11 protein-coding genes are annotated in these 21474 nt (G+C 46.7%); 10 read left to right on the top strand and 1 reads right to left on the bottom strand.

The features are described from left to right. The first annotated feature begins 27 nt into the window (after window positions 1-27). From Q0V21_RS10945 to Q0V21_RS10910, 8 genes are all read left to right on the top strand, one after another. The gene (locus tag Q0V21_RS10945) at window positions 28-1050 is read left to right on the top strand and encodes an SDR family oxidoreductase (protein ID WP_301878879.1); all 1023 of its coding nucleotides are present in this window, start codon (window positions 28-30) and stop codon (window positions 1048-1050) included. 9 nt (window positions 1051-1059) lie between these two features. Beyond that, a complete protein-coding gene (locus Q0V21_RS10940; protein WP_301878878.1) occupies window positions 1060-1716 on the top strand; it encodes a carboxylesterase family protein in 657 nt (218 codons plus the stop codon). Window positions 1717-1888: 172 nt separating this feature from the next. Continuing rightward, on the top strand, window positions 1889-9403 hold the full coding sequence (locus Q0V21_RS10935; protein ID WP_301878877.1) for a fibronectin type III domain-containing protein: 7515 nt from the start codon (window positions 1889-1891) through the stop codon (window positions 9401-9403). Between the two features lie 134 nt (window positions 9404-9537). Then, window positions 9538-10248, top strand: coding sequence for a trehalose operon repressor (gene treR / locus Q0V21_RS10930; protein ID WP_301879540.1), 711 nt, complete (start codon window positions 9538-9540; stop codon window positions 10246-10248). Between the two features lie 363 nt (window positions 10249-10611). Next, window positions 10612-11544: a glycoside hydrolase family 5 protein gene (locus Q0V21_RS10925; protein ID WP_483312374.1), complete on the top strand. Its 933-nt coding sequence runs from the start codon at window positions 10612-10614 to the stop codon at window positions 11542-11544. A 238-nt stretch (window positions 11545-11782) separates the two neighbouring features. Beyond that, window positions 11783-13852 carry a bifunctional aldolase/short-chain dehydrogenase gene (locus Q0V21_RS10920; protein WP_301878875.1) on the top strand — a complete coding sequence of 690 codons (2070 nt, stop codon included), beginning with the start codon at window positions 11783-11785 and terminating at the stop codon, window positions 13850-13852. An 18-nt stretch (window positions 13853-13870) separates the two neighbouring features. Next, on the top strand, window positions 13871-15142 hold the full coding sequence (rhaA, locus tag Q0V21_RS10915; protein WP_079344287.1) for an L-rhamnose isomerase: 1272 nt from the start codon (window positions 13871-13873) through the stop codon (window positions 15140-15142). Window positions 15143-15334: 192 nt separating this feature from the next. Then, window positions 15335-17008 carry a ribonuclease J gene (locus Q0V21_RS10910; RefSeq protein ID WP_079344288.1) on the top strand — a complete coding sequence of 558 codons (1674 nt, stop codon included), beginning with the start codon at window positions 15335-15337 and terminating at the stop codon, window positions 17006-17008. Between the two features lie 157 nt (window positions 17009-17165). On the opposite strand, the gene Q0V21_RS10905 is transcribed toward Q0V21_RS10910, so the two are convergent. After that, window positions 17166-18248: a bifunctional 3-deoxy-7-phosphoheptulonate synthase/chorismate mutase gene (locus Q0V21_RS10905; protein ID WP_024633852.1), complete on the bottom strand. Its 1083-nt coding sequence runs from the start codon at window positions 18246-18248 to the stop codon at window positions 17166-17168. Between the two features lie 570 nt (window positions 18249-18818). Between Q0V21_RS10905 and Q0V21_RS10900 the strand changes: the two genes are divergently transcribed. Further along, window positions 18819-19802: a LacI family DNA-binding transcriptional regulator gene (locus Q0V21_RS10900; RefSeq protein ID WP_301878874.1), complete on the top strand. Its 984-nt coding sequence runs from the start codon at window positions 18819-18821 to the stop codon at window positions 19800-19802. A 169-nt stretch (window positions 19803-19971) separates the two neighbouring features. Further along, window positions 19972-21447 carry a glycoside hydrolase family 32 protein gene (locus Q0V21_RS10895; protein ID WP_301878873.1) on the top strand — a complete coding sequence of 492 codons (1476 nt, stop codon included), beginning with the start codon at window positions 19972-19974 and terminating at the stop codon, window positions 21445-21447. Window positions 21448-21474: the final 27 nt, after the last annotated feature.

Genomic DNA, 21474 nt, shown 5'->3' with positions numbered 1-21474 from the left:
ATCAAATTCATCTGGAGGTGGGCAAATATGAAAGCGCTTTTTATTGGAGGGACAGGTACCATCAGTACAGCAATTACCGATCAGTTTGCCAAGCAAGGCTGTGAACTTTATTTGATCAACCGGGGTAATCAAAACGATAATTTGCCTGCGCAAATCAAAGTGCTGCAAGCCGATATTAACGATGAAGCACGGGTTGCTGAGCTGATTGCCGACCTTGAGTTCGATGTTGTCGCAGACTTTATCGCATTTGTACCTTCACAGCTGGAGAGAAATTACCGTTTGTTCAAGGACAAAACGAAGCAGTTTATATTTATCAGTTCGGCATCTGCCTATCAGACACCACTTGCTGATTATCGAATCACCGAGGGTACGCCATTATCCAATCCGTATTGGGAATATTCACGTAACAAGATAGCTTGTGAGGATTATCTGATGAAACAGTATCGTGAAGAAGGCTTTCCGGTGACTATTGTACGTCCAAGCCATACTTATAGTGAACGTTCTGTTCCCCTGGGTGTGCACGGAGCCCAAGGCAGCTGGCAGGTCCTTAAGCGCATGCGTGAAAATAAACCGGTACTCATTCATGGAGACGGTACATCTCTCTGGACCATAACGCATAACCGTGATTTTGCCAAAGGATTCATTGGCCTTATGGGCAATATCCACGCCATTGGTGAATCGGTACATATTACCTCGGACGAGTCGGTAACCTGGAATCAGATCTATGAGATTATTGCAGGAGTGCTTGGCGTCAAGCTTCATGCGGTTCATGTATCTTCCGAGTTTTTGGCGGCGTGCAGTGATCAGGATCTTCGAGGCGGTTTGCTGGGGGATAAGGCGAACACGGTGGTATTTGATAACAGTAAATTGAAGAGACTGGTTCCGGAATTTGTGGCAACGATCAGGGCTGATCAGGGAATCCGGAGCACGATAGAATATATTCTTGCACATCCTGAATTGCAAACAGAAGATCCCGAATTTGATGCTTGGTGTGACAAGGTTGTCGGAGCATTGGACGAGGCATTGTTGAAAATTAGAGATGAGAAATGAGGCGAGCATATGTCCCAGACCGGGCATCGACTGGTAAAAGAAATCACCAAAACCGTTACATTGGACTATCTGCTGCACATTCCCGAGAGGGAGGAGCCTCTTTCCAATAATGAGAAGTGGCCTGTCATTTTGTTTCTTCATGGTGCTGGGGAACGAGGGAATGATTTGGAAAAGATTAAAGCACACGGGGTCCCCCTTATTGCCGAGCAGGACAAAAGTTTCCCTTTTATCGTAATTTCACCGCAGTGCCCGGTAGATGAATTCTGGGGTATGCATCGCGAAGCTGTTATGGCTCTTCTGGAACATGTGTTGGAAACCGAAGCAGCTGACCCGCAGCGGGTGTATCTTACTGGTATGAGTATGGGCGGATATGGTACATGGGATCTTCCGCTGTTTTACCCGAATACATTTGCAGCATTAGCTCCTGTATGTGGAGGAGCCGATCCATCCAAAGCGGAAGAATTGCGTAATATACCCGTCTGGGCATTTCATGGCGCCAAGGATGACATCGTTTACGTCTCTGAATCTGAGAAGATTGTTCATGCACTGGAAGCACTGAACGCGGATGTGAAGCTCACGATATACCCTGAAGGTGACCATGATGCCTGGACAGAAACGTATGATAACCCAGAGTTGTACAAGTGGTTTCTGAGCCATACGTTATAATCAATCATTCGTGAATGAAAATATTTTCAGCATTCCTAAGTATTTACTTTCGTTATTGGAATCGTTATAATCAAGAAAAAATGACACTTGTTAGGGGAGGCACCCCAACAGAGGACTTTGTTCCTTTGTTGGGGTGCCTCCTTTTTTGGTGTGCAGAAAAGGAGAGCAGACGTTGAAGAAATCGCGAAAATCTATTAAAAAACAAGCCGAGCAGCTTACCAAAGTGGTACTGGCAGTTGCCTTGCTGTCTCCCCAAGCCTTGTTGGTCGAATGGAGTTCAACGACCGTTATGGCTGAAGCTGTGGAGAGCATCAGTATTGTATCCGATACGGCCAGCATGAAGGCTGTTCAATCCTCCAAGGTGAAGGTGGAGATGAATAGTGATGGCAAATATAGAATTGTGTTGCTTCCAAACACCAACGTATTCTACGGTGGTGATACAGGGAATGTATCCACCATTATTGATCATAACGGCACGCCCGTTAATTTTAAGTCATTGCCCCTTAATTATTATCGAATTAATAACAACGTAATCGAAATGTCCAGGCAAAAAGACAATGTAGAGTATATTTTGCGAGTGTCCATCGTTAATGCAACATCTCAGGGAGGGTATATGAAGGTGGAGCTGGAAGCTGTTAACCGCAGCGGCTCTACGCTAAATCTGGGAGGCACATTCTACTGGGATACGATGGTGAATGGTAACGATGCTTCTCCGTTTGAAGTGATTGAGAACGGCTGGCGCAATTACAGCGGTGGTGTTCAGGTGACGGCTTTTTATGCCAATACGTATAATGTTGTGGACGCAGATCGTATTTTCATGGGGCAGTATAGCAGCCCGGACAGTGCGCAGCTAACAGGTGGTTCTTCACCATCTTCCTTTACGCCAGGACAGACGGTGACGGCGACGGATACCGCTGCGCAATTCTGGTGGAACGGCAAAGCAACCGCCAACGAGGCGTCACGCAAATTTTCGACGATTGTAGGAATTGGTCCCAAAAATGCACCACCCTCGTTTGCACTATCAGCCCCCTCCTCGGGTCAGACCTATTATAAAGGGGAACAGCTTCAAATTTCCGGTACAACCCGGGATACGGATGTGGGAGATCTTCTGACCGTCAAATGGTCAATCGACGGTGGGTCGGAGAACATTTTGACACAGATGACAGCTACAGGTTCCAATCAGTCCTTTAACACGAATTACACATTGCCGGATACACTCGCTGATGGTGCACATACGCTGCAGGTGTGGGTTATGGATGACAAGGGTGGGGTATCTTCAGCGGGGACCGTGAACTTCACGGTGAAAAGTTTCGTTGTTCCGGGAACGCCGACATTTACATCGGTTAATCCTAATAATCTATCGGTGAACTGGGACAAAAAGGCGAATGATACTTCTGTGACGTATGAACTGAAAAATGTAACGACAAATCAGATCTTTGATACAGGTACATCAAATAGTCGGCAAGTGACCGGACTTACACCGAATACCCCATATTCCTTTGCCGTGCGCGCCAAAAATGCGGTTGGTTCTTATACGGGATATTCAAGTCCAGCTAGCAAATTTACACTGGCAAATACACCTAATGAGGCAGCTGTGAGCCAGTTGGGTAACTCCGTTACGGCGAGTTGGAATAACAATGGCAATCCTGCGGGAACGAACTACAAAACGGAAATACGTAACTCGGTCGGACAAGTACTTCAATCCGGTACCACCTCATCAACTCGTACTGAACTCGTATTAACTGGACTTGCAGACGGATTGTATGACGTATATGTAGCAGCACTGAATGGAGAAGGCATACAGACTCCTTTTACCTCAGCGGGTCATATCACGAAGGATTCGACTGGTCCCACAGCACCCTCTATAGTGGTTAATCCTTCCTCTTGGACCAAGGAGGATGTCCTGGTTACGATTACAGCAGGCTCGGACGCCTTAAGCGGTGTGCAGAAGACACAATACAAGCTGGGGATCGGAGGAGAATGGAAGGAATACACAGTTCCTTTTAAGGTTGCTTCTGAAGGAAACACACTCATTATTGCACGTAGTATAGATACATTTGGCAATACAGGACAGGAAGCGTCTGTCACAGCACGGGTGGACCGTACAGCTCCAACACCTCCCGTCATTTCGTTGAATCCTCCGGAATGGACCAATTCGGCAGTGACGGTAACGTTAACGGCAGGTACGGATGAAGCAAGTGGAGTGGGGCTTACACAATATAGGCTAGGAGGTGAAGGGACTTGGACTGATTATCGAGAGCCTTTTCCCATCCATACGGAAGGAGTAATCGAGATCCAGGCTCGAAGTGTAGATCGGGCCTCAAACGTCAGTGCGTCAACTTCAGCCACTGCCCGGATCGACAAGACAGGGCCTGAGGAGCCTAAAATTACGCTCAGTGACGATGAATGGACGAATCAGGATGTGTCTTTTGAAATAACCAGCGGTGAAGATACAGGCAGCGGGCTTGCCAAAAGCCAATATCGTCTAAACGAACAAGGCCCCTGGATCGATTACACCGGAGAAGTGAAAGTTACCAAGGAAGGACAAACCACAATATATGCACGCTCGCTTGATCGGGTAGGAAATGTAAGTACTGTAGCGAAAGCATTCATTCGAATAGATAAGACCGCTCCAACAGAGCCGGTTATTACATTGAGTCAGTCCGGCTGGAGCAAGGAAGCTGTACAATTTACGATTGCTGGCAGCGTAGATGAGCATGCCATATCGTATGAATATAGTTTGAATGGCGCCCCGTATATTGTAGGAAACTCAGGTACAGTGAGTTCAAACGGGCCCACGGTAATTCGAGCCAGAGCGCGAGATGCTGTCGGAAACGTTAGCCAGGAGATTAGCCGTACGGCTCATGTCGATCAGGTTGCTCCAACGATTACGTTTACACCGAATGGACAGGGTTGGAGCGACACGGATATAACGGCTACAGTGCAATATGCAGATTCTGATTCGGGTATCAATGAGAATTCGCGATGGTATAGAGTGACCAACAGTACTACATCACCTGACAACTGGAATGAAGCTCATACAAATGAGCATATTGTTTCAATCGAATCGGAAGGCATTTGGTACATCCATGCCAAAACAATGGACATGGCAGGAAATACATACGAGACGGTATCAGCTCCTTATCAGATCCAGCGCAAACCACTGCAACCTGGAAATGTGAGCATTTTACAGATTAATGAGACCTCAGCAGAACTTACGTGGGATTTGCCGACAGGAGAATGGTATACCGACGGGTATCAGTACGAAATTATTAACCATACGACAGGCCAGTCGTGGACAGTAGATTATCCCAAACATACGCTCAATGATCATTCCCTAAGTGGTGGTCAAGTCTATGAGTATGAAGTAAGGGCTCGAAATCATGCTGGCTTAAGTGATGCAGTAATTGTCCGTGCACTAACGATTCCAGCCGCACCGGGATCTTTACAAGTTCGAAAAGTGGATTCCCAGCCTGAGCTGGCAGAAGTGCATTTCGATTCGGTTCAAGGGGCTACTGCATACCGCATCATGGCTGCGACTTCGGATGGGAGAATCGTTTATGATCAAACATTCTCCGATTCTTCCAGCATTCCGTACATTACCAATCTAATCCCGGGAAGCATTCATACGATTTCGGTCACCGCGCTGAATGAGAGTGGTGCGGGAGAAAGCAGCAGGGCCGGATTCCTGACATTGCCTGCGGCACCTGGTGAATTTGCGGCCGTTCAGATTCGGGAGCATGAGATCTCTCTGGCATGGGAGACGGTAACTTCAGCCACGTATTACAGCCTTTCGCGCAGTGGATCAGAATTGTACGAAGGATTGGAAACGGAGTTTGTGGACACAGGTCTGGATAGTGGTACAGAGTATAGCTATGAATTGCTGGCTGCAAATGAGACAGGAGAAGGTCCAGTAGCTAGTTTGCAGAAGCTGGTGACATTGCCCGGGTCCGTTGAAAGCTTGAGTATAGATAATGCTACTACTACGAGCCTGCGTCTAAGTTGGAATCCGGTAAGAGGTGCAGAGCAATACGAAGTCTTTGTGAATGGAGAGAAAAGGGAGACATTGCCTGCGGGAACGCATGAATGGGCAATCACGGGATTGACTGCGGGAGTGATGTATCAGTTGGAGGTTCAGGCAGGTAATGGAAGTGGGCAAGGTCAAGCGAGTCGAACATATGGAACGACACTTCCCGAGAGTCCTTCGGGTCTTCACTTTGTACAACCGACTGAAACAGGAGCAACACTCCGATGGGATGCAGTACCTGGAGCCACGAACTACCGGGTTGTTCTTGATGGACAGAGTTATGAAATATCAGATACACGGCTTGAAGTGCATCAGTTATCAGGCAGCCGCCGTTATACGTATCAGGTGGAGGCCGGAAATGCTGCCGGTTATGGTGCAGCCACAAGCGGTGAACTGCTTACTTTGCCAACCAGACCTGAAGGACTCGCGGTCACGCGTACGGATGAAACAAGCATTGGGGTGGAATGGGAACCTGTAAATACAGCCGAGTCCTATATCGTAAAAATTAATGGGACGGAAGCGGGTCGAACTTCGGGACTTGCCTATACGGCTGGAGAATTGGTGCCAGGCATGGAGTATCTCGTGGAAGTACAGGCCGTGAATGCGTCCGGAACCGGTCAGTCCGCCAGCTTGATTCGATTATCCAAACCAGCGACGCCTTCAGGAATCGTTGTTGAACCGGGGGTACATAAAGCCACCTTGTCATGGGCCTCGATAGCAGGTGCTTCGGAGTATGTAATTCAACAGGGGAACAAAGAACTTTACCGTGGAACAGAGCTGACGGCCTTTATTTCAGGACTTCAGGATGGAACGATGCATCACTACACACTAGTTGCAGTTAACCGACAAGGGACAGCATCCGAAGCGACGAATGTATCCGTACTGACATTACCTGAGAAACCAGTTGAAATTCAGGCATTGGAAGTTTCGGAAAAAAGCCTTAGCCTTGATTTCACCAAAACAGGGGTAAAAGGTGCAGATGAATACATCATTGAACGCAATGGGCGAGAAATTGCTCGCATGGATGCGAGTGAAACTCGATTTGTAGATGAGAATTTGTCGCCGGGCACGAAATATACGTATAAGATCCGTGCGGTTAATGCAAGTGGTACAGGGGCGTCTCTAACTTATGGTATAACGACTCAGACCCTGCCTCTGTCCGAAGATGGGATTACTGTAACCAAGGGAACGCATGCGTTTGATATGTCGTGGGAAGCAGTAAAGGGAGCCGCCGCATATGAAATTCGCAATCAGACAACGGGGGAAATACAGACTGTGTCCGAACCATCGGTCCATCTCGCCAGTTTACTGGATGGCACCACGTATGCGTTTGAACTTACTGTTATGAATGAAGATGGTCACCGTTCTTCTTCTATTCAGGTTCTTTTGTTAACCAGGCCCATATCCCCACAAACCGCAAGTATCGCCGCCGTAACCGATCAATCGGCAACGCTGGATCTGAGTGGCAGCGCCACCCGAGGCGCAGATCAATTCATTATTTTGCGGAATGGTATTGAAATTGACCGTATTCCGGCGGCAAGTAATTCTTATGAAGACAAGGATTTGAAGCCGGGAGAGAGATACACCTATACGGTTAAGACTTCGAATGCTTCAGGAGATAGTGATACGGGATTTGATGTTCAAGTGCGTACGCTGCCTGCAACAATTACAGAAACGCTGCATCCAGATGTGATTGAAGAGACGAAGGCAGTGATTAAGTGGAAACAGGTGCAGGGAGCAGATGGGTATATTGTAATGATAGCGGATGACGAAGTTACTACTATTACAGAGAGCGAAGTAACTGAGGTTACCCTTAATGGACTTACCAGCGCAGCCCAATATGATCAAGTACAGATCGTTCCATACAATACGGCGGGTAACGGAAGTCCCGTGGTAGTTGCTCCATTTTTCACGCTGCCTCATGTTGATTCTGTTGAGATGAAGCTATATCCAGAGACCGATCATGCCAGATTGGAGTGGGCTTTCCCTTACCTCAACGAAACATTTGTGATCTTAATCGATGGTAAGGAGCTGTATAGAGGCAAACAAAAAGAGTATATCGTGAATCTGCTTCAGGGTGGAACCAACTATTCCATTGAACTGTATACCGAGAACGAGCAGGGAGATACATCTCATAAGCTTGAATATACGCTATTGACCAAACCAGAAGCTCCAAAGGAAGTGAAATATCGTTCGACACAGGAGAGCATTCAACTTCAGTTCGAAAAGAGCCATGTCAAGGGAGCTGAACAATTCATTATTGAACGTGACGGTGCAGAGATTAGCCGAGTGTCTGTTGACGAGCCTTTTTACGAGGACAAGAGGCTTGAGCCTGTAGTAAATTATGTGTATACCATCAAAACCGTAAATGCGTCCGGTATTAGTGAAGCCGGGTTCAATCTAAAAGCAGTTACGCTGCCTGGCAAAATTCCTTCTCCACCTCAAGCGGAAGAACGCACTCAGCATGGTGCAGATATTGTATGGGATATGATTCCTGGAGCAGCAGGCTACCGCATCTATCAAGGAGACGAGCTGATTGCGACAACAACGGAAACGTCGATACATGTAACTGAATTGAAAAGTGCCCAGCGCTATCCTAACTTGTCTATTGTACCTTTCAATGAGGCAGGAGACGGAGAGACGGTCAGTGTACCGGAATTCGAGACTTTGCCCTCCGATGAATTCACCGTTTCAGCAATCGCACAGAGTACAAGCAGCATTGTATTGAACTGGAATCTGGAATCTTCGAATGAAACGATCGTGTTTTCTAGTAGTGGACGGGAGATTTATCGTGGAAAAGATCGAAGCTACATCTGGACAGGATTATCGGGTGGGCAGCGCTATGATGTACTATTGTGGACTGAAAATTCAGCCGGGGAAAAAAGCGAAAGCCAGCAGGCCACGGCTGTGACTCTGCCCTATCCACCTCCAAGCGGAAGTGGAGCTGCTTCACCATCACCTTCCTCCAAACCGGAGGATGCTCAACCCGGGGTGTCTCAACCTGAGCTAAATGAGAAATCGGAAACAACAGTCAAAAAAGAGGTCAAATTCATTGATATTGGCCAAACATTCAATAAAGATCAGATTATATGGCTGGCCGAGCAAAGCATCATTCAAGGTGTAAGTGATACCCGCTTTGAACCGCGGCGTCCCATTACAAGAGCGGAGTTCACAGCACTAATTGTACGATTAATGGGCGTGGACACATCTGCCGATTATCAGCATGCTTTTCGGGATGTGAACGATCAGGATTGGTTTGCTCCAGAAATAGAAGCCGCCGTAAGTCGTGGAATGGTACATGGCATGGGAAATGGTAAATTTGCTCCACATGCGCTCGTAACCCGGGAACAGGCATCGAAGATTATTGCGAATGTTATTCGCAAAATTAAGCCGGAACCTGCAACTTCACGTCGTGCGTTTACGGATCAGATGGATGTGTCCGATTGGGCCAAAGAAGAGGTGGAAGAGCTTGCAGGAATGTACATGCTTACCGGATACGAAGACGGCAGTTTCCGTCCCTTGCAGCATCTGAGCAGATCCGAGGCGGCAGCCCTGATCTTCCGACTGAACAAACTGATTCGTATTATTGAAGAGAACCAAACTATGGACAACAATGGAACGAGTATAGACGCCGATACTAACACGTCAAAAACGGAGTGAATGACGTAGATAGATTAACATGTAAATTCATCCTTTCATCATCTTCAGTAGCCACATTATCGGTTGTTCGACTTTTAATGTTATAATAGGTAGCTAATATGACAAAAAAGGGTAATGGACAGTGGTGATGAATGATGAATAATAAATTTATCCGAATCTATGAAGATATTGCAGCTCGTATTCGGACTGGAGAAATTGAAGCAGGTACATTGCTTCCATCGGAACTGGATCTATCGGAAAGTTATCAAACGTCCAGAGAAACAATTCGCAAGGCGCTGAAAATGCTGTCTGAAGAAGGTTATATTCAGAAAATTCAAGGCAAGGGCTCCATTGTACTGGATATACGTAAAATCGATTTTCCTATTTCAGGTCTTGTCAGCTTCAAGGAACTGGCTAAAAAAATGGGACATCGGGCCAAAACGTACGTTAAGGTTTTTGAAGAAAAAAAGGTTGATCAGACCTTGTTCAAAAAAATCAATTTTGGTCTGAATGAAAAGGTCTGGGAGATCAGACGTGTGCGCCAAGTGGATGGGGAACATGTCATTCTGGACAAGGATCATATAAGCCAGCGACTTATTCCTGGTTTGAGCAAGGAAATATGTAATGACTCTATCTTTGAGTACATTGAGGAAGAGCTGGGGTTAACCATTTCTTTTGCGAAAAAGGAAATATTGGTGGAGGAGCCAACTGCTGAGGATAGGGAATTGCTTGATCTGGAAGGGTTCCATAATGTAGTTGTAGTCAGAAGCCAGGTTTACCTGGAGAATGCCAGCCAGTTCCAGTTCACAGAGGCGAGGCATCGCCCGGACAAGTTCAGATTTGTAGATTTTGCCCGGCGCAGATAAGGTTCATTGACCTTCCATAGAACAAAGAGAGTACCTTTTCACTTCTTTTATCGGTGAATGAGGTACTCTCTTTGCTGTGGGGCTAAATTAATTCCTTATCATGGAAAAATAACTTGACCAGTAAGCGTTTTCATTTTATTATATTTCCATAACCTTAACGATAAGGTAAATAAATTTAAAACATTTATATTATATTAAGTTATTTATTTGTATTTATAACCTTTTATGATTATGAGTTACTTTTGATTTTAGTTAACTTATTGCCTTGAGCAGGGTTAATTGAAATAAACAAAAAAATGTGGGAGGTTCTAACGAATGGTCAAGTTGCAAAAGTGTACAGTCTTTACCGTAATTGCTGCACTTATGTTAGTAATTCTGGGAAGTGCTGCGCCCAAAGCGTCTGCTGCTACAGGATTTTATGTAAGTGGGGGCAAATTGTACGATTCCACAGGCAAGGCATTTGTTATGAGAGGTGTCAATCATGGACACTCCTGGTTTAAGAATGATCTGAACACGGCTATCCCTGCGATTGCCAAAACAGGTGCCAACACCGTACGAATTGTGCTGTCCAATGGTGTACAGTACACAAAAGACGATCTGAACTCCGTTAAAAACATCATTAATGTTGTAAGCGCAAACAAAATGATTGCGGTGCTTGAAGTACATGATGCAACAGGTAAGGATGACTATAATTCGTTGGATGCAGTGGTGAACTACTGGATTAGCATCAAGGAAGCACTCATTGGCAAAGAAGACAGGGTTATCGTAAATATCGCGAATGAATGGTATGGAACATGGAACGGCAGTGCCTGGGCTGATGGATACAAAAAGGCGATTCCGAAGTTAAGAAATGCCGGTATTAACAATACATTGATTGTGGATGCAGCCGGCTGGGGGCAGTACCCACAGTCCATCGTGGACTATGGACAAAGTGTATTTGCAGCAGATTCACAAAAAAACACGGTATTTTCCATTCACATGTATGAATATGCCGGTAAAGATGCGGCAACCGTCAAAGCCAACATGGAAAGCGTGCTGAACAAAGGATTGGCCCTGATCATCGGTGAGTTTGGTGGATACCACACGAACGGGGATGTCGATGAATATGCGATCATGAAATATGGTCAGGAAAAAGGCGTAGGCTGGCTCGCTTGGTCCTGGTATGGCAACAACTCTGATTTGAGCTATTTGGATTTGGCTACGGGCCCTAACGGAAGTTTGACAAGCTTTGGCAACACGGTCGTTAACGACACCTATGGAATTAAAAATACATCCCAAAAAGCAGGGATCTACTAGGATCTATCTTTCCATACAAGGTTCCAACAATTACCGAGAAGGATTCAAGCTTCTTTTGAGGATAAAATCTCACCCAAACACTCTGACCAATACGTCAGGGTGTTTCTTTAATAGTGAATCATTAGAACAACCTCCTTTTGAATTTTTCCGTTTATATTTAAAATCTTTTGTTTTCAAAACAAAACAAAGATGATAAACTCTGATTAGGAATAAAACAAACATTATCGGAGGGGAACAAATGGTACAGAGTTTATGGAATTCATCACAGGCTTCGGAGAAAACAACCGGACTGGAGCAACTGGTCTATCGATCCAATCTGATTGGTGCAGATCGTCGTGTTTGTAACATTTTCGGAGGTAACACGTCTACCAAAACGACGGTGAAAGATTTTCGCGGCCGTGATATAGAAGTGATGTATGTAAAAGGCAGCGGATCTGACCTCGCTTCTATGCAGGCGAATCATTTTACAGGCCTTGGACTTGAAGACATTCGTCCATTAATCGAACGTGAATCCATGTCGGATGAAGAGATGGTTGAATATCTGGGACATTGCATGATCGATTCCAAACATCCACGTGCGTCCATTGAGACGTTGCTGCATGCGTTCCTTCCATATAAACATGTGGACCATACCCATCCGGATGCAATTATTAGTCTGTGTTGTGCAGATAACGGAAAAGAACTGGCGAAAGAGATTTACGGGGACCGATTTGTATGGGTTCCTTATGTGCGTCCCGGATTCACACTATCCAAGATGATTGCTGAAAGCGTATTCTCAAATCCAAACGCCGAACTGGTTCTGATGGAGAAGCACGGACTTGTGACTTGGGGAGAAACCTCCGAAGAATGTTACGAGCAGACGATCAAAATAATTAATGAAGCGGAAGCCTTCATCGAAGCACGTGTTGACGAAGAAAGCCTGTTTGGCGGAGAGAAACATCCCGCGCTTGAGGCAGAAGTTCGTCGTCAGATCGTATCCAAAGTAATGCCGACCATTCGGGGAGCGGTATCGGATAGCAAAAAAATGATTTTGTCCTTTGACGATCAGGAGGATGTGCTCGCCTTTGTTGGAGGAGTGGACTCACCAGAGCTGTCACAGGTGGGCGCGGCGTGCCCCGATCATTTGGTTCACACCAAAGTGGTACCTCTATTCATTGATTGGACACCGGACGCGGAGGATATCGAAGGGCTGAAGTCCAAGCTGGTGGAAGGCGTAGCCGCCTACAAAGAACAATATCAAGCGTATTTTGATAGCAATAAAAACGAAGGTGACGTGATGTTCGAAGCTGCGCCTCGTGTCATTCTCATCCCGGGTGTGGGTATGATTAACACAGGCAAGAGCTGGGCGCTGTCCCAGGTAAGCGGGGCATTGTATCATAGAGCCATTGCCGTGATGCGTGGTGCGACAAGTTTGGGCCAATTCGTATCCCTCAGCGCCAATGAATCCTACAATGTTGAGTACTGGCCGCTTGAGCTGTACAAATTATCGCTTGCTCCGGCAGAGACCGAATTTTCCCGCAAAGTGGCGTTCATTACCGGGGGTGCCGGTGGAATTGGAAGTGAAACGGCTCGCAGATTGGTATCCGAAGGGGCACATGTCGTTCTCGCGGATCTAAACCTTGAAGGAGCGCAGAAGGTAGCTCAGGAAATTAACGACCAATATGGTGCGAATCGCGCATATGCATTGAAGATGGATGTAACCGATGAGGAAGCCGTGCAATCAGCATATGCCGAAGTTGCTGTCCAATATGGCGGAGTGGATATCATCGTGAACAATGCGGGCTTGGCCACCTCCAGTCCATTTGACGAAACATCCTTGAAGGAATGGAACCTGAATATGAGTGTGCTGGGTACGGGGTATTTCCTTGTGGCGCGTGAGGCCTTCAAATTGATGAAACAGCAGGGGATTGGGGGCAGTATGGTATTTATCGGGTCCAAAAACTCGGTTTATGCGGGTAAAAGTGCCTCTGCTTACAGCTCCGCCAAAGCGCTTGAGGCTCATTTGGCTCGCTGCATCGCCGCGGAAGGTGGGGAATACGGCATTCGTGTGAATACAATTCTCCCGGATGCCATCCTGCAAGGTTCAGCGATCTGGAACGGTTCATGGAGAAATGAACGTGCAGCAGCCTATGGCATCGAACCGGACCAACTGGAAGAGTACTATCGTAAACGTACAACTTTGCTCGTCAATATTTATCCAAGAGACATTGCGGAAGGCATTGCCTTCTTCGCATCTTCCAGATCGGAAAAAACAACCGGTTGCATGATGACCATTGATGGCGGTGTGCCGGCAGCATTTACACGATAATAAGGAGGGTTTTCGCACATGGAAAATCAAGTCAAGCAAGCATATGAAGCAGCCAAATCATTATATGCCCAGCATGGAATTGATACGGATGAAGTGTTGAAGAAACTCGCGGAGATCAAAGTGTCTGTCCACTGTTGGCAAGGGGACGATGTAAAAGGCTTTCTGAATAAAGACGGGGAACTCACGGGCGGAATATCCGTTACAGGACAGTATCCGGGGGCTGCATCGACGCCTGCAGAGCTTCGGGCAGACCTGGAGCAGGCATTCTCCATGATTCCCGGCAAACATAAGGTTAATTTGCATGCGATTTACGCGGATACGGACGACCAAGTGGAGCTGGATCGGATTGAGCCAAAGCACTATGAGAACTGGGTAAAATGGGCCAAAGAACAGGGGCTCGGTCTGGATTTCAATCCAACCTGCTTTTCTCATGAAAAATCAAGTGACGGATTCACGCTAAGTCACCCTGATCCGGAGATTCGCAAGTTCTGGATCGATCACTGCAAAGCATCACGCCGCATTGGCGCTTACTTTGGTGAGCAGCTGGGTCAGACCTGTGTAACCAATGTGTGGGTACCGGACGGGTTCAAGGATAATCCGATCGATCGGATGACACCGCGGAAACGGCTCAAGGATTCGCTGGATGAAGTATTTGCTGAGAAGCTTGATCCGAAGTATCATCTGGATGCGGTAGAGAGCAAGCTCTTTGGCCTTGGTTCCGAAGCGTATGTTGTGGGTTCACATGAATTCTATATGGGATATGGACTGCAAAATGATACGTTAATCTGTCTTGATGCCGGACATTTTCATCCAACGGAAGTGATATCCAACAAACTGTCTTCGCTGGCGCTGTTTACCAGCGGTATTCTGCTCCATGTCAGCCGTCCAATGCGTTGGGACAGTGACCATGTTGTCATTATGGATGATGAGCTGCTGGAAATCGCCCGCGAACTGGTACGTCATGATCTGCTTCCAACGACACATATCGGCCTCGATTTCTTTGATGGAAGCATCAACCGGGTTGCTGCGTGGGTGGTTGGCACACGTAATACGATTAAAGCACTGCTACGTGCAATGTTGGAACCTGTGGATGCCCTGAAATCAGCTGAACTGGCCGGGGATTATACGCTTCGCCTTGCTTTGACGGAAGAGTTCAAGTCCTATCCTTTCGGCGCGATTTGGGATTATTATTGTGCTCAGCAACAAGTGCCTGTACGTGAACAGTGGATTGCTGAGATCAAAACGTATGAGCAGGAAGTTTTGCTTCAGCGCGATAAGTCTTTCGTTTAGCTTGTCATCATATTAATCATGAATCAGATAATGCAAGCCACAGTGGAGAAACCCTTCGCTGTGGCCTTTTTGTATGGGGAAGAAAGCTGCGCGATGCATAACTGGGGTCAAAATTTCCATACTAAAAATACATAAAAAAATGCAACGCATTATTGTTGTCATTATTGCAACGCAGAGGAGGATCAATCCGATTTGGATCTCGCCCACAACAAATTGTATATCGCTGCTCTTGGCGGATTGAATGAAATTGGCAAGAACATGTACCTCATCCAGTATAATCAGGACATCATTGTCATCGACTGTGGTTCCAAATTTCCGGATGAAACCCTGCCGGGGATCGATCTTATCATTCCGGATGTAACGTATCTGCTGGAAAATCAGGACAAGGTGAGAGCGCTTGTGGTTACTCATGGACATGAAGACCACATTGGAGGCATTCCTTATTTATTAAAACAAATCAATATCCCTGTGTATGCGTCCAGACTAACACGAGGATTAATTGAGCTTAAACTGAAAGAGCATGGGCTGCTGCGCAAAGCGGAGATCCATACGGTTGACTCCAAATCCAGTATTATGCTGGGTGCCATTGAGGTTTCTTTTTTTGCAACCAGTCACAGCATACCGGATTGTCTCGGCATTTTCTTTCAGACACCAGGCGGCAATGTCGTCCATACCGGGGATTTCAAGTTTGATTTGTCACCTGTTAATGGGCCATATCCCGATCTGCATCGTATGGCCGAGATTGGCAAACAAGGTGTTCACGTACTGCTGTCCGAAAGCACCAATGCAGAGAGGCCCGGATTCACGCCTTCCGAGCGTGTCGTTGGTGATCACATATTGGATGCGTTCATTCGTGCCAAACAAAAAGTATTTATATCAACCTTTGCGTCCAACGTAAGCAGGGTACAGCAGATTGTAAATGCAGCATTCGAAACGGGGCGTAAGTTGGCACTGCTGGGCAGAAGTATGATCAATGTGGTGTCCGTTGCCAGTGAACTGGGGTACCTTAATGTACCTGAGGGGCTGCTCATTGAAGCAATCGATTCGGACCAGTTTCCACCTGATGAGGTCGTTGTGCTCTGTACGGGAAGTCAGGGTGAGACGATGGCTGCATTATCCCGCCTGGCTGCCTCCAAACATCCTCATGTGAAGATTGCACCTGGAGATACCGTTATCATTGCCGCTGGTGCGATCCCGGGAAACGAGCGCAATCTTGCGCATGTCATTGATAATCTGTATGTGCTCGGTGCACGCGTTATTTATGGTTCAAGCGGCGCAGCAGGCATGCACGTATCAGGACATGGTAGCCAGGAAGAACTCAAACTGATGCTGACCCTGATGAAGCCTGATTATCTGATTCCTGTTCACGGCGAGTTCCGTATGTTGTATCAGCATAGACAGCTCGCGGAGTCTGTGGGGATTGAACGAGATCATGTATTTATCGTAAATAATGGGGATATGATTCAGTATCAAGATGGTGTTGCTTCTTCGGGTCCCAAAATTGCTTCAGGCAACAGTCTGGTTGATGGTCTGCTCATGGGCGATGTCGGGAATATCGTTCTGCGTGACCGCCGGCAACTGTCCTCCGATGGAATGTTGGTGATTGTGACTACGCTAAGCAAAACGGAGAAACATATGGTTACAGCTCCCGAGATTATCTCCAGAGGTTTTGTATTTGTGAAAGACTCCGAGGAATTCATGAAAGAGCTTCATGAACTGGTTCAAAACAAGATGAATGAACTAACCGAAAGCGGAGCGAATCAATGGAATGTGATCAAAAGAAAGCTGAAAGACGAGATCGGTCATTACATCTACGCTCAGACGAAACGAAGACCGATGATCCTGCCCATTATTATTGAAGTATGAGGAAAGGGAGAATACTGTCAAAGCTGCTGCGTGTCATGTACTGGAACAGAGACTCCTGCTAGGAAATTAAGATGATCAAAAGCCTGAGAAATGTGTGTTCATACAGCATTTGTATGACCACACATTTTAGTCAGGCTTTTATTGTTTGTTAATTAACTTATTGATCCTTCAGCAACCCCGATTGTCTCACAGATGTGAGGAACTGGTTGAATTGCTCGATGTTTAATTGCTGTGCGCTATCCGAGAGGGCCACCGCCGGATTTGGATGAACCTCGACCATAACACCATCTGCACCCGCTGCCAGAGCTGCCTTGGCACAAGGAGCGAGAATGTCTTTGCGACCGGTAGAGTGGGTGACATCCACAAGTACAGGAAGGTGGGTTTCCTGTTTCAGAATCGGCACTGCAGAGATGTCGAGTGTATTTCGGGTTGCTTTTTCATACGTGCGAATGCCTCGTTCAATCAGCATGACCTGTTTGTTACCCCGAGAGACAACATATTCCGCAGCATGCACGAATTCGTCAATGGTTGCAGACAACCCGCGTTTCAGCAGAATAGGGATGTTTACATCTCCCGCAGCCTTGAGCAGTTCAAAGTTTTGCATGTTACGGGCACCGATCTGGATCACATCAATATACTCGCCAGCCAGTTCAATATGACTTGGATGCACAATCTCACTAATGGTCTTCAGCCCGAACTCATCGGCAACTTCCTTCAGAATTTTCAATCCTTCGATTCCGAGTCCCTGGAAGTCATATGGAGAAGTACGAGGCTTGAATGCACCTCCGCGCATCACGGTAATGCCTGCTGCTTTCAGCGCTGCGGCGACCTCGCGTACCTGCTCGTAACTTTCAACCGAGCACGGTCCAGCAATCATGATCGGTTTGCCTGCACCTACCTTGACGTTTCCGATGGATACGACCGTATCTTCTTGCTGATTTTTGCGGCTAACGAGCAGCTGTTTCTTGTGTTCGTCGACCTGAAGGTTCAGGGAGGCTTGGAAAATTTGTTTGAACAGGAGCTTGATGGCATCGTCTTGGAAAGGCCCCGGGTTAGCCGCAGTCAGTTCCTCCAGCATTTCTTTTTCGCGAACCGGATCAAACTTGGGTACACCCTGTTTTTCCTTGATTTGACCAATTTCCTGTGTAATTTGGGCCCGTTCTGACAACAAGTGCAGGAGGTTATGGTTAATTTCACTCAATCGGCCTCTTAATTGTTCCAAGTTCTTGCTTTGATCCATTCTGATCCACTCCTTCAATATAGGTTTATGCAAAAAAACACAAAAAGGCCCTTCATCCGTAAGGGACGAAGAAGCCGTGGTACCACCCTAATTAGAAACGGTCCTGCTGTTTGAATACAGCCGATCTGTTTCTCACTTTGACCTTTTAACGCAAGGAACGGATTGTCCTAGAAGCTGGACCTTGAGGAGCAGCTCTTCAGCAATCGGCTCGGGAGTGAACTTCGGCGGCATGTTCCTTTCGGGTGCTCTCAGTCTTCGGCACCGCGTCCCTGTAATGAACGATAACTCCGCGTACTCTTTCCGTCATAGCCTGTATGAATAATGATGTTCTGTGCTGTATTTCATGATGCACGTTACGAATTGAAGTTATACTAGCATCTCATGTTCCTTGTCTGCAAGAAGCTGAATTAATGCCATGCATCAATAACGCTTTACCGTGACGCATTATACATCTGCTTCCAGTGTCCTGTGTGATTTACTAATAGCTTCAAGGGAATAGTATTCGCAAGGGTCTGCCATTCGAAGTATAATATAAGTGAATGCATGCGAATGTGAATAAGAGGAGAAATTATGAATAAAACGATTTCGGATATCGCCCAAATGGCAGGCGTGGCGAAGAGTACAGTCTCTCGTTTCCTGAATGGTGGCTCGGTTAGTGAAGATACACGGCAGAAAATTGAGCGCATTATTAAACAATATAATTACGTACCCAATACGTTTGCACAGAGTCTTAAAGCCAAAAAAACCAGTATTATTGGAACGGTTGTTCCTCGTCTGGATTCCTTTGCAACCTCCCAGACATTGATTGGCATCGATGAAGAATTAAGAAATAATCAGTATCAGATGCTGATCGCGAATACGAGCCAGGATATGCAACGCGAGATTGATGCAATATATGATTTTGCCAGACAAAAAGTGTCCGGCATTATTCTGCTAGCCGCCGAAGTGACCGATGCACATCTGAAAGCCGTTGAAGACATCGGGATTCCGGTCCTCTTAGTAGGACAGCAGCATAAACAGCTGCACAGTCTGGTTCATAATGATGATCAGGCGGGGTATGAGATGGGTAAGCATGTTGTGGAAAAAGGCCATCGGAAGATCGTCTATATGGGTGTTACCGAGAAAGATCAGGCGGTGGGTATTCATCGCAAACAGGGGTTCAAGCGTGCAATTGACGAATGTGGCGGATGTGATGTGACGTATTATGAGACAAGCTTCAAAATGTCCGAAGCTATCGTTACCGCAGAAACGATTATGAAAGAGAGCAAACCAACCATTATTGTGGGCGCAACGGATAATATCGCACTGGGTGTGATGAAAATTGCTTTTTCCAACAAGGTACGAATTCCCCAGGATCTCTCGGTTACCGGATTTGGTGGTTATGAAATTACCGAGATGATTCATCCTACGCTAACGACGGTGAAATATCATTATTTTGAGGCAGGTCAAGTGGCGGCCCAGCACATTATTCGTCTGGTTAAAGGCGAGCCAGTGGAACAGTGCACGATCCTTGATGTAGAGATTATTCCACGAGAAAGCGTTGACAAGATATAAATGAATCCTATATGATAATTCCATCGAACCGGTTCCACACCAAATATCCAATGCGGATATGGGAACACGGTGCAGGCGACAAAGCCATATGGAATTATTTTTTTAAGTATATTGGAACCGGTTCCTCTAATTTAGGTTTTACTTTTCGCGAGGATGGAGAACACTTTTTATGAAAATGACTAGAGAGCAGCGCTACAGACGAATCGAGCAGGCAGAGCCTGGAGAAATAGGCAAGCTGGAAGCTTTGATCTCAGCATGTCCGTGGAGACAGAATTACCATATCCAGCCTATAACCGGACTGCTTAACGATCCTAACGGATTCTCTTATTATCAGGGGTATTATCATTTGTTCTATCAGTGGTTTCCACTCGGGACCGAGCATGGAATGAAATATTGGTATCATACCCGTTCAACGGATCTGGTGAACTGGGAAGAAGTCGGAATTGGAATTCAGCCGGGTGACACATACGACTCACATGGGGCGTATTCGGGCAGTGCTATTGAAAAAGAAGGTCAACTGTATCTGCTGTACACAGGCAATACAAGAGATCAAGAGTGGATCAGGCATCCGTATCAGTGTCTGGCGATTATGGATGAAAGCGGTTCAATAGCCAAAGTGGATCAACCTGTAATCTCCGATGTACCTTCTGGGTACACAGAGCACTTTCGAGATCCAAAAGTATGGCAGCAGGGGGACACGTATTATTGTGTGATTGGAGCCCAGCGCGTGGATGAGACCGGGTGCACAGTATTATATCGCTCGTCAGATCTCAGAAACTGGACGTTTCTTGGAGAGATTCATACTGGGCTACCGAAGTTTGGCTACATGTGGGAGTGCCCCGATTATATGGAGCTGCAAGGTCAGGGTGTGCTGATCTTTTCTCCTCAAGGAATAGAAAGTCAGGGAGATGAGTATCAGAACATTTTTCAGTCGGGCTATCTGATTGGCGAACCACTGGATCTTCAGACAAGGCATTTCGAACATGGTCCGTTTCAGGAGCTGGATTGCGGATTTGACTTTTATGCCCCGCAGACGATGCAGGCGCCGGATGGACGACGAATTCTGGTGGGATGGATGGGGCTCCCGGATTTGGAGTATCCGACAGACCAGAGTGGATGGGCTCATTGCCTGACAATTCCGCGGCAGCTGTCACTTCGGGAGGGCAAGGTAATCCAGCAGCCTGTCACTGAAATGGTGAAGCTTCGCGGGGATGATGAAGGGAATCATATGGAATTCACGCTGGAAAATGAGACCCGATCCTTCGCGGACTTTGCTGGAATTGCTTATGAGTTGGAATGTGAGATCCGTGATTTTGACGCCGAGACCGTAGGCATTGAATTCCGGGCAAGCGCAGAAGAGAAGACTGTGTTGCAGTATGATCGCTTGGCACAGAAAGTAATCCTGGATCGCTCCGAATCAGGCGCCCCGCTCGCGGAGCGGAATGGAAATGTGCGGCGCTGCGCACTGCATGCAGACGTGCTTAAGATTCATATGTTTGTGGATTCTTCTTCCGTTGAGATCTTTGTCAATGATGGAGATGAAGTATTCACAAGCCGTATCTTCCCTAGTAAGGAAAGTGTGGAGATTCGCTTCTTTGCACAGGCAGGCAAGGCAGAATTTCAGGCATCAAAGTGGGATTATTAGAGTATACCGTGAGAGGAATGAAGAACC

This window comes from Paenibacillus sp. 11B, from assembly GCF_030487755.1.
Classification (GTDB): domain Bacteria; phylum Bacillota; class Bacilli; order Paenibacillales; family Paenibacillaceae; genus Paenibacillus; species Paenibacillus vandeheii.
The sequence above is the reverse complement of the archived record's forward strand: the minus strand, read 5'-3'. Positions and strand labels throughout refer to the sequence as shown.